A 14,747-nucleotide genomic window follows, 5' to 3' on the forward strand; every position below is an offset into this window, starting at 1 on the left:
TGGATTGCACGCACATAAGATAGCAAATATTAAATACTTTGTTACATGAATCAGTAAAATGTGTGAAGCATAGCGATTAAATCAGATTTATTAATTATGTCCGTGCGGCGTGAAAAAGGAAGAGCAGAATGAAAAAAATTGGCGTAGTGCTCAGTGGTTGCGGGGTCTATGACGGTGCTGAAATTCATGAGGCGGTGATTACGCTTCTGGCGATCGCTCGCTCAGATGCCCAGGCCATCTGCTTTGCACCGGATAAAACACAAGCAGATGTTATCAATCACCTTACCGGCGAACCGATGGCCGAGAGCCGTAATGTGCTGCTTGAAGCGGCACGACTCACTCGCGGTCAGATACAACCGCTGGCTGAGGCACAGGCTGAATCGCTGGATGCGCTGATCGTGCCTGGCGGCTTTGGTGCGGCAAAGAATTTAAGCAACTTTGCCACACAGGGCGCGGAGTGTCTGGTCGATGACGATCTGCGTTCGCTGGCCCTGGCGATGCATCAGGCAGGAAAACCGCTGGGCTTTATGTGTATTGCGCCCGCCATGCTGCCCAAAATTTTCGACTTCCCGCTGCGGATCACTATCGGTACCGATGTCGATACCGGCGAAGTGCTGGAGGCGATGGGTGCGGAACACGTGCCCTGTCCAGTGGATGATATTGTGGTCGACGAGGAGAATAAAATCGTGACCACGCCGGCCTATATGCTGGCGCAGGATATTGCCGAAGCGGCGACCGGCATTGAGAAACTGGTCTCCCGCGTGCTGGTCCTCGCTGAATGAGCCGAGGGCGTTTCCCGCTGTGGCGTTGGATCAAACGGCTACTGCTGCGGATCGCACTGATCTTCGCCCTGTTCTGGGGCGGCGGTATCGCGCTATTCAGCGTGGTGCCGGTTCCGTTTTCTGCGGTAATGGTCGAACGTCAGCTGAGCAGCTGGCTGCAGGGCGATTTTCGCTGGGTGGCCAATTCAAGCTGGGTCAGCATGGAGGATATTTCTCCCTCGATGGGGCTGGCGGTGATTGCCGCAGAAGATCAGAAATTCCCTCAGCACTGGGGTTTTGACGTGGCGGCGATTGAAAAAGCGTTGGCCCACAACGAACGCAATGAACGGCGTATTCGCGGCGCCTCCACGCTCTCTCAGCAGACGGCAAAAAACCTGTTTCTATGGGACGGGCGCAGCTGGCTGCGCAAAGGGCTGGAAGCGGGATTAACGCTGGGCATCGAAACCGTGTGGAGTAAGCGGCGGATCCTGACGGTCTATCTGAATATCGCCGAGTTTGGCGACGGTGTGTATGGCGTGGAAGAAGCATCGCAGCGTTATTTTGGCAAGTCGGCCAGTCGGCTGACCGCTTCGGACGCGGCGCTGCTGGCTGCCGTGCTGCCCAACCCTATTCGCTTTAAAGCGGCGGCGCCGTCAGGCTATGTCCGCAGCCGTCAGGCGTGGATCCTGCGCCAGATGCGGCAGCTCGGCGGGGAAGGGTTTATGCGGGAGCATGCGTTGCATCCGTAGACGGGGAAGCCGTCAAATCCTGGCTTACCGGGTTCACATTTTCCCTCAAAAATTGACCATTATTGTTTCAACAGGCGCATGATAGCCTTGTATCAGGAGGATTTTTAATCACCAGGGAAGAATCATGTACCATAGTGACTTGATCATCGACGGTATTCAGGCCGATAAACTGATGGCACTTCAGCTTGAAAAAGTGCTTTCAGGCGTAAAGAATCAGGTAGTTGAACAAGCCAGCAAGATGGGCGACGGTGCAACTCGCTTGTTATATTACACATCTTGTTTCACGGACAATTATCAGGATGTCTGTGCAAAACTTAAAGAACAAGACCTTCGCTTCCTTGAGGGGGTCGTGGAGCTGGTAAAAAATCGCGACATTATATACAGAATGATCCACATCTATTTTGAAGAGATTTTTAGATTCAAAACGCGAGAACAGATTGAAGCGATTAAATCAAGGTTACTAAAAGCAGGCATAGTTATCTCTGCCAGTGCGTTAAATAATCAGGCTTTTGTTATTGGAATAACAACGACTGTTTGTCTCGGTATCAGTTTTAATTCTTCAATAGTCAAATGGGCAGGTAAAGCCACGACGCTCGCTGTGACCGGTATTGGATTATATGGCGTAGTGCAGCGTGCTGCAGAAAGCTCGGAGCGGCTGAAGCTGCTGGCCCCCATGTATTACCATGCGCTGTACGTGCAAAAACTCGATATGATGTATTTTCTTGTTGAGCCCGTGTTTATGAAAGCTCGTGCATTCGAGCACGACATTGTCAGCACAATAATAAACATGGTGAAGTAGATATGTTGAAATTCCTGAAACAGTGGTTAAGCGCTCAGGCTTCCTATTTTTTTTGGGGCTATGTCCCACTTATTTTTATTGTTGGTTTCGGAGCCTTCGCTGTAACGTATTTTAGGCCTTATGCGCTTCAGGCAACGGGTGTTTTTATAATCCTGACCTTTGCTTTTGTTATCTGGTTTAATCGACCTCGTTAACTTTATAAGGATATTATATATGTCAACGCCTGCTCATTTATGGCTAACAGATGAAAACGATGCGCCTCTTTTCGGCGGATGCCTGATGCCAACGCGCCTCGGCTCGATAGAAATGCGCACATTAACGCATAACGTCACTATTCCTGTTGATGCATACCGCGGAAAACTGACCGGCACAAGGGTCCACACTCCGATAGTGTTTCAGAAGGAGTTTGACCGAACAACACCGCTGTTGTTTCGTGCGCTGTGCCAGGGCAGAACGTTAAAATCAGCCACAATCAGAATGTATCGAATCACAGAAGCGGGAATTGAAACGGAATACTTTAATATTGTGCTCGAAAACGTAAAAATCACCAGCATTACCCCATCTCTTGTACCAACCGGCATGACGGGAACCCACCTGGAAAACATTGAGATGCGCTATGAAACGATAACCTGGAAGTACGTTGACGGAAATATCCAGTTTAAAGATGGCTGGAACGAGATGATGACAGCTTAAAGCCATTCGGAGACGCAACTAATCTTCATCAAACCCGGCGTTGAACAGCGCGATCACCGCAGCGAGCGCTTCGACTTCCTGCGGGCCTGTCGCCTCAACTTCGATTTGCCGACCTTTGGCGGAGTCCAGCATCAGCAGGGCAATCACGCTGCTGGCTTCCGCTTCGGTACCTTCGTCGTTGCGCAGCAGCACTTCGGCATCAAACTCCTGCATCAGCTCAAATAACTTCATCGCCGGGCGAGCGTGCATGCCCAGGCGGTTAGTGATCTCTACGGTCTGTTTGACGGTCATGCTTTACGTTTTTCCAGCGTGCGATGGCGGGACTGCACATTCTTGCCGCGTGAACGGAAGTAATCCGCCAGCTGCTCAGCAATGTACACCGAACGGTGTTTACCACCGGTACAGCCAATGGCGACCGTCAGATAGCTACGGTTGTTGGTTTCCAGCATCGGCAACCAGAGTTCAAGATAGCTGCGGGTCTGGTAGATAAAGTTGTGCACTTCCGTATGGCGGTCAAGGAAGGCTGCAACGGGTTTATCCAGACCGGTCATAGGGCGCAATTTCGGATCCCAGTGCGGGTTTGGCAGGAAGCGAACGTCAAAAACGTAGTCGGCATCGATAGGGATACCGTGCTTAAAGCCAAAGGATTCAAACACCATTGTCAGCTCGCGCTCACGCTTGCCCAGCAGGCGAGTACGCAGCATTTCGGCCAGCTCATGGACCGACATTTCTGAGGTATCGACAATCAGATCGGCGCGGGAGCGCAGCGGCTCCAGCAGATCGCTTTCTTTGTCGATAGCGCTCTCCAGAGAGAGGTTTTTGCTGGAGAGCGGGTGCAGGCGACGGGTGTCGCTGTAGCGACGGATCAACGTGTTGCGGTCGGCGTCGAGGAACAGCAGCTGAGGTGAGAACGCGTCGGGCAGGTTTGCCATCGCCTGTTCAAAGATTTCCGGTGACTCCGGCATATTACGCACGTCGATACTGACAGCGGCAGATATCTGGCGCTCGGAGAGGCTATTTGCCAGCGCTGGCAGCAGCACAACGGGCAGGTTATCAACACAGTAAAATCCCATGTCTTCCAGCGCACGCAGGGCGACGGACTTCCCGGATCCTGAGCGTCCACTGACGATCATCAGCACCATCTGTCGTTTCTCCTCACTCCAGCCTGAAGCGACGCTATATCGCCGTTATTCACCTTCACCGCCTTCGGTTTCGGTGATGATTTGATACAGCTCTTCATTGCTCTGCGCCGCACGCAGGCGACGGCAAATGGTTTTGTCTGCCAGTCGTTTTGCCACCAGGGAGAGCGTATGCAGGTGGGTTTTCGTCTGGTCTGCCGGCACCAGCAGGGCGAACAGCAGATCGACCGGCTGGTTATCGATGGCGTCAAACGCGATCGGCGTTTCCAGCTGGACGAATACGCCCACGGCGCGCAGCGTGTCCTCTTCCAGCTTGCCATGCGGAATGGCGATGCCGTTGCCGATACCGGTACTGCCCATTTTTTCACGGGTCAGTATCGCTTCGAACACCAGCTGCGAGGGCAGGCCAAGCTGTTTAGCGGCCAGTTCACTGATAATTTCCAGCGCGCGTTTTTTGCTCTGGCAGTGAACGCCACTGCGGGTACATTCCTGGTTAAGGACATTACTCAGTTGTAGAGTCGAATCGTTGTTCATCATAATTTCACCTGGGCGTTTCCGGTAAGCAGGTACCAGCGGTTGCTGGCGGCCCGCCTACCGGCGAACGCCCGGACAATTTAGTGTTGTTTCAGTTTATCTTTATGTTTAGTTAACTGCCGCGCCAGCTTATCAATTAAGCCGTCGATGGCGGCGTACATATCTTGCCCTTCCGCACTGGCGTGAATCTCGCCCCCGTTAACGTGCAGGGTGGCGTCCGAGGAATGTGTCACTTTCTCCACTTTCAACACAATGTAGACCTGATTGATCCGGTCAAAGTACTGTTCCAGCTTAGCGAATTTTGCCTGAATAAACTCGCGCATGGCGTCAGTAATTTCGACATTGTGTCCAGTGATGTTGAGCTGCATAGTGTCTTCCTTATCGGTTGTGTCAGACCAGTTGTTTACGCTGGTTTGACGGCGGAATGGATAAAGACTCTCGGTACTTTGCAACAGTACGGCGTGCCACCATGATACCTTGTTCCGACAGCATGGAGGTTAACTTACTGTCACTCAGTGGTTTCGCTGGGTTCTCCGCAGCAACTAATTTCTTCACCAGCGCACGGATGGCCGTCGACGAGGCTTCGCCACCGCCTTCGGTGCTCACATGACTGGAGAAGAAATATTTAAGCTCAAAAATGCCTCGTGGGCTATGCAGATACTTCTGTGTTGTCACACGTGAAATGGTCGATTCGTGCATCTCGACGGCCTGCGCAATATCTGCAAGCACCATCGGTTTCATAAATTCTTCGCCCTGCTCGAAAAAGGCCTGCTGCTGTTCGACGATGCAGCGGCTGACGCGTAGAAGCGTATCGTTGCGGCTTTCCAGGCTCTTGATCAGCCACTTCGCATCCTGCAGATTGCTGCGGATAAACTGGCTGTCCGCCTCGTTGCGGGCGCTACCGCCCATTGCCGCATAGTGCTGATTGATCTGCAGGCGCGGCAGGCTGTCGGAGTTCAGCTCAACCACCCAGCGTGCGCCGTGCTTGCGCACCAGCACATCGGGGATGACATATTCGGGTTCGCTGGTCTGGATCGACTGTCCCGGGCGCGGATCCAGTGACTGGATCAGCTGCACCGCTTCTTTCAGGATATCTTCTTTCAGACGGGTGACACGCATCAGGGAGCGGAAATCGTGGTTGGCCAGCAGATCGAGGTGATCGCTGATGATCGTCCGCGCTTCGTCGAGCCGCGGCGTCTCTCTGGCAAACTGGGAAAGCTGGATCAGCAGGCAGTCGCGCAGATCTTTTGCCGCGACGCCGACCGGATCAAAACGCTGAACGCGTTTAAGTACCGCTTCGACCTCATCCATGCCGATCTCATCGTTGCCGAGACTGTCGAGGATATCCTGCAGGGAAACGGTGAGATAGCCGGTGTCATCCACGGCATCCACAATCGACGTGGCGATAGCGCGGTCGGTTTCAGAAAAGGGAGTGAGCTCCAGCTGCCACATCAGGTAATCCTGCAGCGACTGGGTGGTTTCGCCCTGATAGACCGGCAGCTCATCGTCCTGGTAGTCGACGCTGTTCCCGGACGGCGTACCCGCGGTGTAGATTTCGTCCCAGCTGGCGTCGAGCGGCAGCTCTTCCGGCATCTCTTTTTGCTCAAGCGCATCGGCGGTGTCCAGGGTTTCGCTGTCCTGGGTTTCCTGGGTGTCCACTTCTTCGTGAAGATCGGTTTGCTCAAGCAGGGGATTGCTGTCCAGCGCCTGCTGTAATTCCTGCTGTAGCTCCAGCGTTGACAGCTGCAGCAGACGAATCGCCTGCTGCAGCTGCGGCGTCATTGCCAGCTGTTGGCTCAGTCTTAGTTGCAAACCTTGCTTCATATTCAGAGCGATACTCTCCGGTGTTTTGAGCGACCCGTTATACGTAACCTGCGCTATTCAGGGGATATATTCTTTCCGGCATGTTTGCACAGAAGCCCCAAAATAGACAGGGCAAAGGCCGTTTTCCTTTACCCTATCAGAGTCTGAAGTCTTCCCCAAGATACACACGCTTAACGTGTTCGTCTTCCAGGATCTCTCCCGGCGTGCCGTGGGCGATCAGGTGTCCCTGGCTGACGATGTAGGCGCGTTCGCACACGGCCAGCGTCTCGCGGACGTTATGGTCGGTGATCAGCACGCCGAGGCCGCTGTCGCGCAGGTGCTCGATAATACGTTTGATATCGATAACCGAAATCGGGTCAACGCCGGCGAACGGCTCATCGAGGAGGATAAATTTCGGGTTGGCGGCCAGCGCACGGGCGATTTCAACGCGGCGACGTTCACCACCGGAAAGCGCCTGGCCCAGGCTGTCGCGCAGGTGTTCAATATGAAACTCAGCCATCAGCTCGTTAGCACGATCTTCGCGCTGCTCGCTGCTCAGATCGTCGCGGATCTGCAGGACCGCCATCAGGTTATCGTAAACGCTCAGACGACGGAAAATAGAGGCTTCCTGAGGCAGATAGCCGATCCCACGACGCGCACGGGCGTGCAGCGGCAGCAGGCTGATATCTTCATCATCGATGATGATATTACCGGCATCGCGGGGCACGATCCCCACCACCATGTAAAACGTGGTGGTTTTACCCGCGCCGTTAGGCCCGAGGAGGCCCACAATTTCGCCGGAATTAACGGTCAGACTGACGTCTTCCACCACGCGGCGGCCTTTATAGGCCTTGGCAAGGTTTTTTGCAGTTAATGTAGCCATAGCGGATCAGTTACTCTTGTTTTGCGCCGGTGCCGGAGTTGTACCTTTGTCCTGCAGCTGCGACGGCACCAGTACGGTGGTGACGCGTTTACCCTTGTCGCTAAACGCCTGCATTTTTTGCTCTTTCACCAGATAGGTGATCTTGTCGCCTTTGATATTGCTGTCGACCTGCTCAAGGTAAGCGTCGCCGGTCAGCACGACAAAATCATTCTGTAATTCATAGCGCATATGCGCCGCATGCCCTTTAACGGGTTTACCGTTATCCTGCATCTGATAGAAGGTTGCCGGTTTACCGTAACCGTCGATCACTTCTTTACCCTGCTCTCCGCCCGGACGGGTCACGACGACCTTATCGGCGTTGATCTTAATACTGCCCTGGGTCATCACCACATTGCCGGTGAAGGTCACCACATTGCCCTGCATATCCAGCGACTGCTGATCGGATTCAATGTGAATCGGCTGATCGGTATCGCCCGTCAGCGCCAGCGCGGGAAGGCTGGCGGCCAGCAACGCACCGGCAATAGCGAGATTAAGGCTGAGTTTGTTTGTTCTGAATTTCATAGGAGGTTTTAACCTTTTCAATCAGCTCTGCGTTTTTGCTGCGTAAGTTCCCGCGCATTTTCAGGCCGCTGGAATTAAATGTTGTTCCGTACAGGGTCACCATGTCATCGGAGGAGACATCCTGGGTAATCAGATTAACCTGGGCATTATCGGTGGTGATCCTGCGCAGCTGTGAGTCAGCTGTCAGGGCCAGAATTTCAACGTTACCGTAAAGATACAGCATGCGGTCATCCGTCAGTTTGGCTTTATCTGACTTAATCGACCACTCCGGCGTCTTATTTTTGTCGTAGGTCGTCAGCACCGGCTGGGTGAACCATGACAGCGATTGCTCGGAGTAATACTCCACGTTGCGGGCGATCAGCCGATAATTCAACGCGCCTTCCGGGCTGTAGACCAGCGTATGGGTGCGCTCGCTTCGATAGTTCGGCGCGCTGGCATCCGGCGCCGCCTGCTCCGGTTCATCCTGGCTGACCAGGTTAACGCCGATGAGCACCAGGGCGGCCAGCGACAGCAGAATAATAATCCAGCGTCTGGTTTTACTCATATTGATTGCCCTTTGGCCTCATCCAGCTTCCCCTGCGCCAGCAGTAACAAATCACAGACTTCGCGTACCGCTCCGCGTCCACCGTTAATCCGGGTAACGTAATCCGCGCGCGGCGGCAACAGCGGGTGGGCGTCCGCAACGGCGATGCTCAGCCCGACTTTGGCCATGACCGGCCAGTCGATCAAATCGTCCCCGACGTAGGCGACATCCTGCGGGGCGACGGCAAGCTTCGACAGCAGATCGTCAAATGCGACAAGTTTATCAGATTGTCCCTGATAAAGATGGGTAATGCCGAGCGTGGCGCAGCGATCTTCGACCAGCTTCGCTTTTCGCCCGGTGATAATGGCGACCTCAATACCTGATGTCAGCGCGCAGCGGATACCGTAGCCATCGCGAACGTTAAAGGCTTTTAGCTCTTCGCCATTGTTGCCCATATAGATAAGGCCGTCGGACAACACGCCGTCTACGTCGAGGATCAGCAGGCGGATGTTCTGCGCCCTGGCCATGACCTGGGTGCTTACCGGCCCGTAGCAGGTTGCTACGGGCGACTCAGCATTACTCATTCTTCTATCCTTATTACACGACGCCTGCGCGCAGCAGATCATGCATATGTACCACACCCAGCAACTGGTCGCCATCGGCAACCATTACGCAGGTAATATGGCGGGACTGCATCAGATTCAACGCGTCGACCGCCAGGATCCCCGGACGAATACGAATACCGCCCGGCGTCATGACTTCAGCAATGCTGAGGTCCCGCATATCAACACCCATATCAAACACCCGGCGCAGGTCACCGTCGGTAAAGATGCCGTCGATCTTCAGCAGATCGTCGCAGATAACGGTCATCCCCAGATTCTTACGCGTAATCTCCAGCAGAGCATCGCGCAGGGAGGCGTCTTTGCTGACGCGGGGAATATCGCTGCCGGTATGCATAATATCGTTCACCCGCAGCAGCAGCTTCCTGCCCAGCGCCCCGCCGGGATGAGAAAGTGCGAAATCTTCTGCCGTAAAGCCGCGGGCCTTCAGCAGGGCAACCGCGAGGGCATCGCCCATCACCAGCGTCGCCGTGGTGCTGGAGGTCGGTGCCAGACCCAGCGGGCAAGCTTCCTGAGGCACTTTGACGCATAAATGAATATCCGCCGCCCGTCCCATGGTGCTTTCCGGGCGGCTGGTGATGCAAATTAACGGCACCTGCAGGCGCTTGAGCACCGGGATCAGGGCCTGAATTTCGTTAGACTCGCCGGAGTTCGAAAGGGCAATCACCACATCCTGAGGGGAAACCATACCGAGATCGCCGTGAGCGGCTTCCCCAGGATGAACGAAGAAAGAAGAGGTGCCCGTGCTGGCAAAGGTGGCAGCCATCTTGCGGCCAATATGCCCCGATTTGCCCATTCCCATCACCACGACTTTGCCGGTGCAGTAAAAAAGCTTCTCGCAGGCGCGGCTAAAGTCTTCATTAATGTACTGATCGAGCTGGGCCAGACCTTCACGTTCAATCTCCAGGACGTCGATTCCTGCCTGCTGAAAGTCAAAACCCGGTGGCAAATCTATGTGCGACATAATGGTTTCCGATTAGTCAACGAAAAGCGGCGACAGCCAGTACAGCATCGCCAGCCACAAAACAAAGGCGCCGATTAACAGTGCACCCGCGCCTTTTCCTGGTTGACGATGGCGGCCCCAGCACAGCAGCGCAAACACCACGCTCGCGGCCAGCATCACGCCATAGTCACGGCTAAACGCCAGTGGATTAAAGGCGCCGGGCGCAATCAGCGCAGGCAGACCCATCACGATGGCGATATTGAAAATATTGGCGCCAATGATATTACCAATCGCAATATCATCTTCACCCTTCCGTGCGCCCGCGATAGCCGTTGCCAGTTCAGGCAGGCTGGTGCCGAGGGCAATCACCGTAAGGCCAATGGTTAACTCACTGATAGCAAAGTAGTTACCCAGCACGGTGGCGTTATCCACCACCATCCGCGTGGCCATCGGCATAATAATCAGCGCGACGCCGAGCCACAGAAAGGCCACCGGCAGCGAGCCTTCCCGCGGCAGTTCCGCGACCTGTTCACGCGTCAGACTGTCGTTGCCCTGTTTTTCCGCGATCCGGGCGATTTTAACAATGAACAGCAGCCACAGCACGGCCAGCGCAAGCAGGAATACGCCGTTGAGGCGCGTGAGCTGGCCATCATACAGCACCGCGCCCGCCACGAGACTCACGAACAACATTAGCGGCAGTTCGCGGCGCAGAATATCAGAATGCACGGTAAAGGAGTGCAGCAGCGCCGATAAACCGAGGATCAGCAGGATATTAATAATGTTAGAGCCGATTGCGGTACCGATAGCGAGATCGATCTGACCGTGCAGCGATGCCGTGACCGAAACGATGATCTCCGGTAGCGAGGTTCCCACGCTAACGACCGTCATGCCGATGATCAGCGGAGGTATGCCCAGCGAGCGGCAGAGAATGGAGGCAGCGAACACCAGACGATCGGCACTGTAGACCACCAGGAGCAAACCAATAATTAACAGAGCCGTCGCTAAAAGCATGTAAAGTCCTTTCTTCAGGTATACTCGTCGGTCCGCGATCCAAATCCGCTGGCGGTGCATACGGGCGCAACGATAGCGTAATTTTGACTTTATGCGCTCAAAAAGTAAAACAAATGCCAGCTTTCGCTAACCGTTACCGGTAAGTTTCTGTAAAAATGTTGGGTTTGTGGCGAAATAACGCGCCATGCTTAAGTAAACCGGCTTCTAAAAGGGATGAATCCATGAGCCAGACAGAGGCGAATTTAGTTGATATCCAGGGCGTCAGCTTTTCACGCGGCGGCCGGCCTATCTTCGATAATATTTCTCTGACGGTTCCCCGGGGCAAGATCACCGCGATCATGGGGCCATCAGGAATTGGTAAAACCACGCTGCTGCGTCTGATTGGCGGCCAGCTTCCCCCGGATGCCGGTGAGATTCTGTTTGACGGTGAAAACGTGCCGAAGATGTCGCGCTCCCGTCTTTTTACCGTGCGAAAACGCATGAGTATGCTGTTCCAGTCCGGCGCGCTGTTTACTGACATGAATGTGTTTGAAAACGTGGCCTACCCGCTGCGTGAGCATACGAATCTGCCGGAGGCGCTGCTTAAAAGCACAGTAATGATGAAGCTGGAAGCGGTGGGTCTCCGTGGCGCTGCGAAGCTGATGCCGTCAGAACTCTCCGGTGGTATGGCCCGTCGTGCCGCGCTGGCGAGAGCGATCGCGCTGGAGCCGGATCTGATCATGTTTGACGAGCCTTTTGTCGGCCAGGATCCTATTACGATGGGCGTGCTGGTGAAGCTGATCTCCGAGCTTAACAGCGCGCTGGGCGTGACCTGCGTCGTGGTCTCACATGACGTGCCGGAAGTGCTGAGCATTGCTGATTACGCCTATATTGTGGCCGATAAAAAAATTGTCGCTCAGGGTAGCGCCAGAGCCCTGCAGGATAATACCGATCCGCAGGTGCGGCAGTTCCTTGACGGGATCGCCGACGGCCCGGTGCCGTTCCGCTATCCGGCTGGCGACTATCAACACGACTTACTAGGAACAGGGAGTTAAGCCGCTCATGCTGCTAAATGCGCTGGCGGCGCTTGGACGTCGCGGAATTAAGACCATCGCGAAATTCGGGCGCGCCGGGTTGATGTTATTTAATGCTCTGGTGGGCAAGCCGGAATTTCGTAAGCACGCGCCGTTGCTGGTACAGCAACTCTACAACGTCGGCGTGCTGTCGATGGTGATTGTGCTGGTTTCCGGGCTGTTTATCGGCATGGTGCTTGGGCTGCAGGGCTATCTGGTGTTGACCACCTACGGGGCCGAAAGCAGTCTGGGTATGCTGGTGGCGCTGTCGCTGCTGCGCGAGCTGGGACCGGTGGTGGCCGCGCTGCTGTTTGCCGGGCGTGCCGGGTCGGCGCTGACCGCTGAAATTGGCCTGATGCGCGCCACCGAGCAGCTCTCCAGCATGGAGATGATGGCGGTGGATCCCCTGCGTCGGGTCATTTCGCCGCGCTTCTGGGCCGGGATGATCTCCCTTCCGCTGCTGACGATTCTTTTTGTCGCGGTGGGCGTCTGGGGCGGCTCGCTGGTCGGCGTCAGCTGGAAAGGCATCGACGCCGGTTTCTTCTGGTCGGCAATGCAAGGCGCGGTCGACTGGCGTCTCGATTTAGTTAACTGCTTGATTAAGAGTGTGGTTTTTGCCGTTACGGTAACATGGATTGCGTTATTTAATGGTTACGATGCGATCCCGACTTCCGCCGGGATTAGCCGGGCAACCACACGTACCGTTGTGCACGCATCTCTGGCCGTTCTCGGTCTGGACTTTGTGCTCACTGCATTGATGTTTGGGAATTGAGTTCATGCAAACGAAAAGAAATGAAATCTGGGTCGGGCTTTTTTTAGTTGCAGCGCTGCTGGCCGGTCTGTTTATCTGCCTCAAGGCGGCGAACGTGACCTCAATGCGTACCGAACCGACGTACCGAATTTACGCCACCTTTGACAATATCGGTGGACTGAAAGTGAGCTCGCCGGTACGCATTGGCGGCGTGACCATCGGTCGCGTGGCGGAGATTGCGCTGGATGAGAAAAACTACCTGCCGCGCGTCGCGCTCGATATCGAAGAGCGTTACAACCAAATCCCGGATACCAGCTCGCTGGCGATCCGAACGTCCGGTCTGCTGGGAGAACAGTACCTGGCGCTGAACGTCGGCTTCGACGATCCTGAACTGGGAACGGCAATGCTGAAAGACGGCAGCACCCTGCAGGACACCAAGTCAGCGATGGTGCTGGAGGACCTGATCGGACAATTCCTTTACAACAGTAAAGGGAGCGACAATAAGACTTCTGGCGATGCGCCAGAACCTGCCGCGGGCAATAATGACGCGACGCCGCCTGCGGGCGCGACGCCCTAATTACGGAGAGCATACTCATGTTTAAACGCATCTTAATGATCGCCATGCTGGTCATCGCGCCGCTGTCAGCCGCGACCGCAGCCGATCAGTCCAACCCTTATAAGCTGATGAACGAAGCGGCGCAGAAGACCTTCGATCGTCTTAAAAACGAGCAGTCGCAGATCCGCGCAAACCCGGATTATTTACGCCAGGTTGTCGATCAGGAGCTGCTTCCTTACGTGCAGGTAAAATATGCCGGTGCTCTGGTGCTGGGACGTTACTACAAAGACGCGACCCCGGCGCAGCGCGAAGCCTATTTCACCGCGTTTCGTGAATACCTGAAGCAGGCCTACGGCCAGGCGCTGGCGCTGTACCACGGTCAGACTTATCAGATCGCACCGGAACAGCCGCTGGGTGATGCGACGATCGTACCGATCCGCGTCACTATCATCGATCCGAATGGTCGTCCGCCGGTACGCCTTGATTTCCAGTGGCGTAAAAATACCCAGAGCGGAAACTGGCAGGCTTACGACATGATCGCCGAAGGGGTGAGCATGATCACCACTAAGCAGAACGAGTGGAGCGACCTGCTGCGTACCAAAGGCATTGATGGCCTGACGGAACAGCTGAAGTCTATTTCTCGTCAGTCGATCACCCTGGATCAGCAGAAATAATGCCGATGCAGCTTAACTGGACGCGTGACGGCGAACGGCTGGCCCTGCAGGGGGAACTGGATCAGGACACCCTGAACGGCCTCTGGGACGTACGGGAGCAGGCGATACAGGGCGTATCGGTCATCGACCTGAGCGAGGTATCACGCGTTGATACCGCCGGTCTGGCGCTGCTGATCCATCTTGCCGATCGGGCGAAACAGCTGGGACAGACGGTGCGTCTTGAGAGCGCCAGCGAAAATCTGCGTACGCTGGCGCAGCTTTACAATCTGCCCGATGGGCTATTGCCCGGCGCGAATTAACGATTTCAGTCGTTTACTGTTAATGGCCTCATCGATTTATGCGGTGGGGCTTTTTGCTTATTTCAGACCGCGCCACTTTCCTCTAAGATGTGGGGCTGTTTTCACTACCAGACGAATAATGTAACGCCCATGGAAAATCAAGAAATTCAGACCGTGCTGATGAACGCACTCTCCCTTGAAGAAGTCCACGTCTCTGGCGATGGCAGCCACTTTCAGGTGATCGCCGTGGGTGAGATGTTTGACGGTATGAGCCGGGTTAAAAAGCAGCAGGCTATTTACGCCCCGCTGATGGCGTATATTGCGGATAACCGCATTCATGCGCTGTCGATCAAAGCGTTTACCCCGCAAGAGTGGGCACGCGACCGCAAACTTAACGGCCTTTAAGCTACGGGATTT

General features: G+C 54.9%; 21 protein-coding genes. 10 read left to right on the forward strand and 11 right to left on the reverse strand.

Going from position 1 to position 14,747, the window contains the following annotated elements; translation table 11 throughout:
- Positions 1-128 precede the first annotated feature (128 nt).
- The 4 genes from elbB to EDF81_RS15915 all read left to right on the forward strand — a co-directional run bounded on the left by elbB (position 129) and on the right by EDF81_RS15915 (position 3,002).
- Entirely contained in the window at positions 129-782 is a 654-nt protein-coding gene (elbB, locus tag EDF81_RS15895) for an isoprenoid biosynthesis glyoxalase ElbB (protein WP_123349135.1), read from the forward strand.
- Positions 779-1,510 carry a monofunctional biosynthetic peptidoglycan transglycosylase gene (gene mtgA, locus EDF81_RS15900; protein WP_123349136.1) on the forward strand — a complete coding sequence of 244 codons (732 nt, stop codon included), beginning with the start codon at positions 779-781 and terminating at the stop codon, positions 1,508-1,510. Before elbB ends, mtgA begins: the two co-directional genes overlap by 4 nt.
- A 124-nt stretch (positions 1,511-1,634) precedes the next feature.
- On the forward strand, positions 1,635-2,309 hold the full coding sequence (locus EDF81_RS15905) for a hypothetical protein (protein WP_123349137.1): 675 nt from the start codon (positions 1,635-1,637) through the stop codon (positions 2,307-2,309).
- A 213-nt stretch (positions 2,310-2,522) separates the two neighbouring features.
- Positions 2,523-3,002 (forward strand): type VI secretion system tube protein TssD, encoded by a 480-nt coding sequence (locus EDF81_RS15915; protein WP_123349139.1) that lies wholly within the window; start codon positions 2,523-2,525, stop codon positions 3,000-3,002.
- An 18-nt stretch (positions 3,003-3,020) separates the two neighbouring features.
- On the opposite strand, the gene npr is transcribed toward EDF81_RS15915, so the two are convergent.
- The 11 genes from npr to EDF81_RS24075 form a co-directional block, all read right to left on the reverse strand.
- The gene (gene npr, locus EDF81_RS15920; RefSeq protein ID WP_123349140.1) at positions 3,021-3,293 is read right to left on the reverse strand and encodes a PTS phosphocarrier protein NPr; all 273 of its coding nucleotides are present in this window, start codon (positions 3,291-3,293) and stop codon (positions 3,021-3,023) included.
- Complete coding sequence (rapZ, locus tag EDF81_RS15925) at positions 3,290-4,144, reverse strand: RNase adapter RapZ (protein ID WP_123349141.1); 855 nt, start codon at positions 4,142-4,144, stop codon at positions 3,290-3,292. Before rapZ ends, npr begins: the two co-directional genes overlap by 4 nt.
- Before the next feature lie 45 nt (positions 4,145-4,189).
- A complete protein-coding gene (gene ptsN / locus EDF81_RS15930; RefSeq protein WP_123349142.1) occupies positions 4,190-4,678 on the reverse strand; it encodes a PTS IIA-like nitrogen regulatory protein PtsN in 489 nt (162 codons plus the stop codon).
- Positions 4,679-4,755: 77 nt separating this feature from the next.
- Positions 4,756-5,043, reverse strand: coding sequence for a ribosome hibernation promoting factor (hpf, locus tag EDF81_RS15935; protein ID WP_123349143.1), 288 nt, complete (start codon positions 5,041-5,043; stop codon positions 4,756-4,758).
- A 22-nt stretch (positions 5,044-5,065) separates the two neighbouring features.
- Positions 5,066-6,499, reverse strand: a complete 1,434-nt coding sequence (gene rpoN, locus EDF81_RS15940) for an RNA polymerase factor sigma-54 (protein ID WP_123349144.1) — start codon at positions 6,497-6,499, stop codon at positions 5,066-5,068.
- A 136-nt stretch (positions 6,500-6,635) separates the two neighbouring features.
- Entirely contained in the window at positions 6,636-7,361 is a 726-nt protein-coding gene (lptB, locus tag EDF81_RS15945; protein WP_123349145.1) for an LPS export ABC transporter ATP-binding protein, read from the reverse strand.
- 6 nt (positions 7,362-7,367) lie between these two features.
- Positions 7,368-7,922, reverse strand: coding sequence for a lipopolysaccharide ABC transporter substrate-binding protein LptA (gene lptA / locus EDF81_RS15950; RefSeq protein ID WP_123349146.1), 555 nt, complete (start codon positions 7,920-7,922; stop codon positions 7,368-7,370).
- Complete coding sequence (gene lptC, locus EDF81_RS15955; protein WP_123349147.1) at positions 7,891-8,466, reverse strand: LPS export ABC transporter periplasmic protein LptC; 576 nt, start codon at positions 8,464-8,466, stop codon at positions 7,891-7,893. Before lptC ends, lptA begins: the two co-directional genes overlap by 32 nt.
- The gene (gene kdsC, locus EDF81_RS15960) at positions 8,463-9,029 is read right to left on the reverse strand and encodes a 3-deoxy-manno-octulosonate-8-phosphatase KdsC (protein WP_123349148.1); all 567 of its coding nucleotides are present in this window, start codon (positions 9,027-9,029) and stop codon (positions 8,463-8,465) included. Before kdsC ends, lptC begins: the two co-directional genes overlap by 4 nt.
- Positions 9,030-9,042: 13 nt before the next feature.
- On the reverse strand, positions 9,043-10,029 hold the full coding sequence (gene kdsD, locus EDF81_RS24070; RefSeq protein WP_123362957.1) for an arabinose-5-phosphate isomerase KdsD: 987 nt from the start codon (positions 10,027-10,029) through the stop codon (positions 9,043-9,045).
- 12 nt (positions 10,030-10,041) lie between these two features.
- The gene (locus tag EDF81_RS24075; RefSeq protein WP_123362955.1) at positions 10,042-11,019 is read right to left on the reverse strand and encodes a calcium/sodium antiporter; all 978 of its coding nucleotides are present in this window, start codon (positions 11,017-11,019) and stop codon (positions 10,042-10,044) included.
- Between the two features lie 221 nt (positions 11,020-11,240).
- Here EDF81_RS24075 and mlaF point away from each other — a divergent pair, with 221 nt between their 5' ends.
- The 6 genes from mlaF to ibaG all read left to right on the forward strand — a co-directional run bounded on the left by mlaF (position 11,241) and on the right by ibaG (position 14,735).
- Positions 11,241-12,053 (forward strand): phospholipid ABC transporter ATP-binding protein MlaF, encoded by an 813-nt coding sequence (gene mlaF, locus EDF81_RS15970; RefSeq protein ID WP_123349149.1) that lies wholly within the window; start codon positions 11,241-11,243, stop codon positions 12,051-12,053.
- Positions 12,054-12,060: 7 nt separating this feature from the next.
- Positions 12,061-12,843, forward strand: coding sequence for a lipid asymmetry maintenance ABC transporter permease subunit MlaE (gene mlaE / locus EDF81_RS15975; RefSeq protein ID WP_123349150.1), 783 nt, complete (start codon positions 12,061-12,063; stop codon positions 12,841-12,843).
- A 4-nt stretch (positions 12,844-12,847) separates the two neighbouring features.
- Complete coding sequence (mlaD, locus tag EDF81_RS15980) at positions 12,848-13,399, forward strand: outer membrane lipid asymmetry maintenance protein MlaD (protein WP_123349533.1); 552 nt, start codon at positions 12,848-12,850, stop codon at positions 13,397-13,399.
- Positions 13,400-13,416: 17 nt separating this feature from the next.
- Positions 13,417-14,052 carry a phospholipid-binding protein MlaC gene (gene mlaC, locus EDF81_RS15985; protein ID WP_123349151.1) on the forward strand — a complete coding sequence of 212 codons (636 nt, stop codon included), beginning with the start codon at positions 13,417-13,419 and terminating at the stop codon, positions 14,050-14,052.
- Positions 14,052-14,351, forward strand: a complete 300-nt coding sequence (gene mlaB / locus EDF81_RS15990; RefSeq protein ID WP_123349152.1) for a lipid asymmetry maintenance protein MlaB — start codon at positions 14,052-14,054, stop codon at positions 14,349-14,351. The genes mlaC and mlaB overlap by 1 nt, the downstream gene beginning before the upstream one ends.
- A gap of 129 nt (positions 14,352-14,480) precedes the next feature.
- Positions 14,481-14,735 carry a BolA family iron metabolism protein IbaG gene (gene ibaG, locus EDF81_RS15995; RefSeq protein WP_123349153.1) on the forward strand — a complete coding sequence of 85 codons (255 nt, stop codon included), beginning with the start codon at positions 14,481-14,483 and terminating at the stop codon, positions 14,733-14,735.
- Positions 14,736-14,747: the final 12 nt, after the last annotated feature.

This window comes from Enterobacter sp. BIGb0383, assembly GCF_003751845.1.
In the GTDB taxonomy this organism is placed as follows: Bacteria; Pseudomonadota; Gammaproteobacteria; order Enterobacterales; family Enterobacteriaceae; genus BIGb0383.

Bases quoted from the DNA above. Each gene is read 5' to 3' on its own strand.
- elbB (WP_123349135.1), top strand. From the start codon at position 129: ATGAAAAAAATTGGCGTAGTGCTCAGTGGTTGCGGGGTCTATGACGGT.
- mtgA (WP_123349136.1), top strand. From the start codon at position 779: ATGAGCCGAGGGCGTTTCCCGCTGTGGCGTTGGATCAAACGGCTACTG.
- EDF81_RS15905 (WP_123349137.1), top strand. From the start codon at position 1,635: ATGTACCATAGTGACTTGATCATCGACGGTATTCAGGCCGATAAACTG.
- EDF81_RS15915 (WP_123349139.1), top strand. From the start codon at position 2,523: ATGTCAACGCCTGCTCATTTATGGCTAACAGATGAAAACGATGCGCCT.
- npr (WP_123349140.1), bottom strand. From the start codon at position 3,293: ATGACCGTCAAACAGACCGTAGAGATCACTAACCGCCTGGGCATGCAC.
- rapZ (WP_123349141.1), bottom strand. From the start codon at position 4,144: ATGGTGCTGATGATCGTCAGTGGACGCTCAGGATCCGGGAAGTCCGTC.
- ptsN (WP_123349142.1), bottom strand. From the start codon at position 4,678: ATGATGAACAACGATTCGACTCTACAACTGAGTAATGTCCTTAACCAG.
- hpf (WP_123349143.1), bottom strand. From the start codon at position 5,043: ATGCAGCTCAACATCACTGGACACAATGTCGAAATTACTGACGCCATG.
- rpoN (WP_123349144.1), bottom strand. From the start codon at position 6,499: ATGAAGCAAGGTTTGCAACTAAGACTGAGCCAACAGCTGGCAATGACG.
- lptB (WP_123349145.1), bottom strand. From the start codon at position 7,361: ATGGCTACATTAACTGCAAAAAACCTTGCCAAGGCCTATAAAGGCCGC.
- lptA (WP_123349146.1), bottom strand. From the start codon at position 7,922: ATGAAATTCAGAACAAACAAACTCAGCCTTAATCTCGCTATTGCCGGT.
- lptC (WP_123349147.1), bottom strand. From the start codon at position 8,466: ATGAGTAAAACCAGACGCTGGATTATTATTCTGCTGTCGCTGGCCGCC.
- kdsC (WP_123349148.1), bottom strand. From the start codon at position 9,029: ATGAGTAATGCTGAGTCGCCCGTAGCAACCTGCTACGGGCCGGTAAGC.
- kdsD (WP_123362957.1), bottom strand. From the start codon at position 10,029: ATGTCGCACATAGATTTGCCACCGGGTTTTGACTTTCAGCAGGCAGGA.
- EDF81_RS24075 (WP_123362955.1), bottom strand. From the start codon at position 11,019: ATGCTTTTAGCGACGGCTCTGTTAATTATTGGTTTGCTCCTGGTGGTC.
- mlaF (WP_123349149.1), top strand. From the start codon at position 11,241: ATGAGCCAGACAGAGGCGAATTTAGTTGATATCCAGGGCGTCAGCTTT.
- mlaE (WP_123349150.1), top strand. From the start codon at position 12,061: ATGCTGCTAAATGCGCTGGCGGCGCTTGGACGTCGCGGAATTAAGACC.
- mlaD (WP_123349533.1), top strand. From the start codon at position 12,848: ATGCAAACGAAAAGAAATGAAATCTGGGTCGGGCTTTTTTTAGTTGCA.
- mlaC (WP_123349151.1), top strand. From the start codon at position 13,417: ATGTTTAAACGCATCTTAATGATCGCCATGCTGGTCATCGCGCCGCTG.
- mlaB (WP_123349152.1), top strand. From the start codon at position 14,052: ATGCCGATGCAGCTTAACTGGACGCGTGACGGCGAACGGCTGGCCCTG.
- ibaG (WP_123349153.1), top strand. From the start codon at position 14,481: ATGGAAAATCAAGAAATTCAGACCGTGCTGATGAACGCACTCTCCCTT.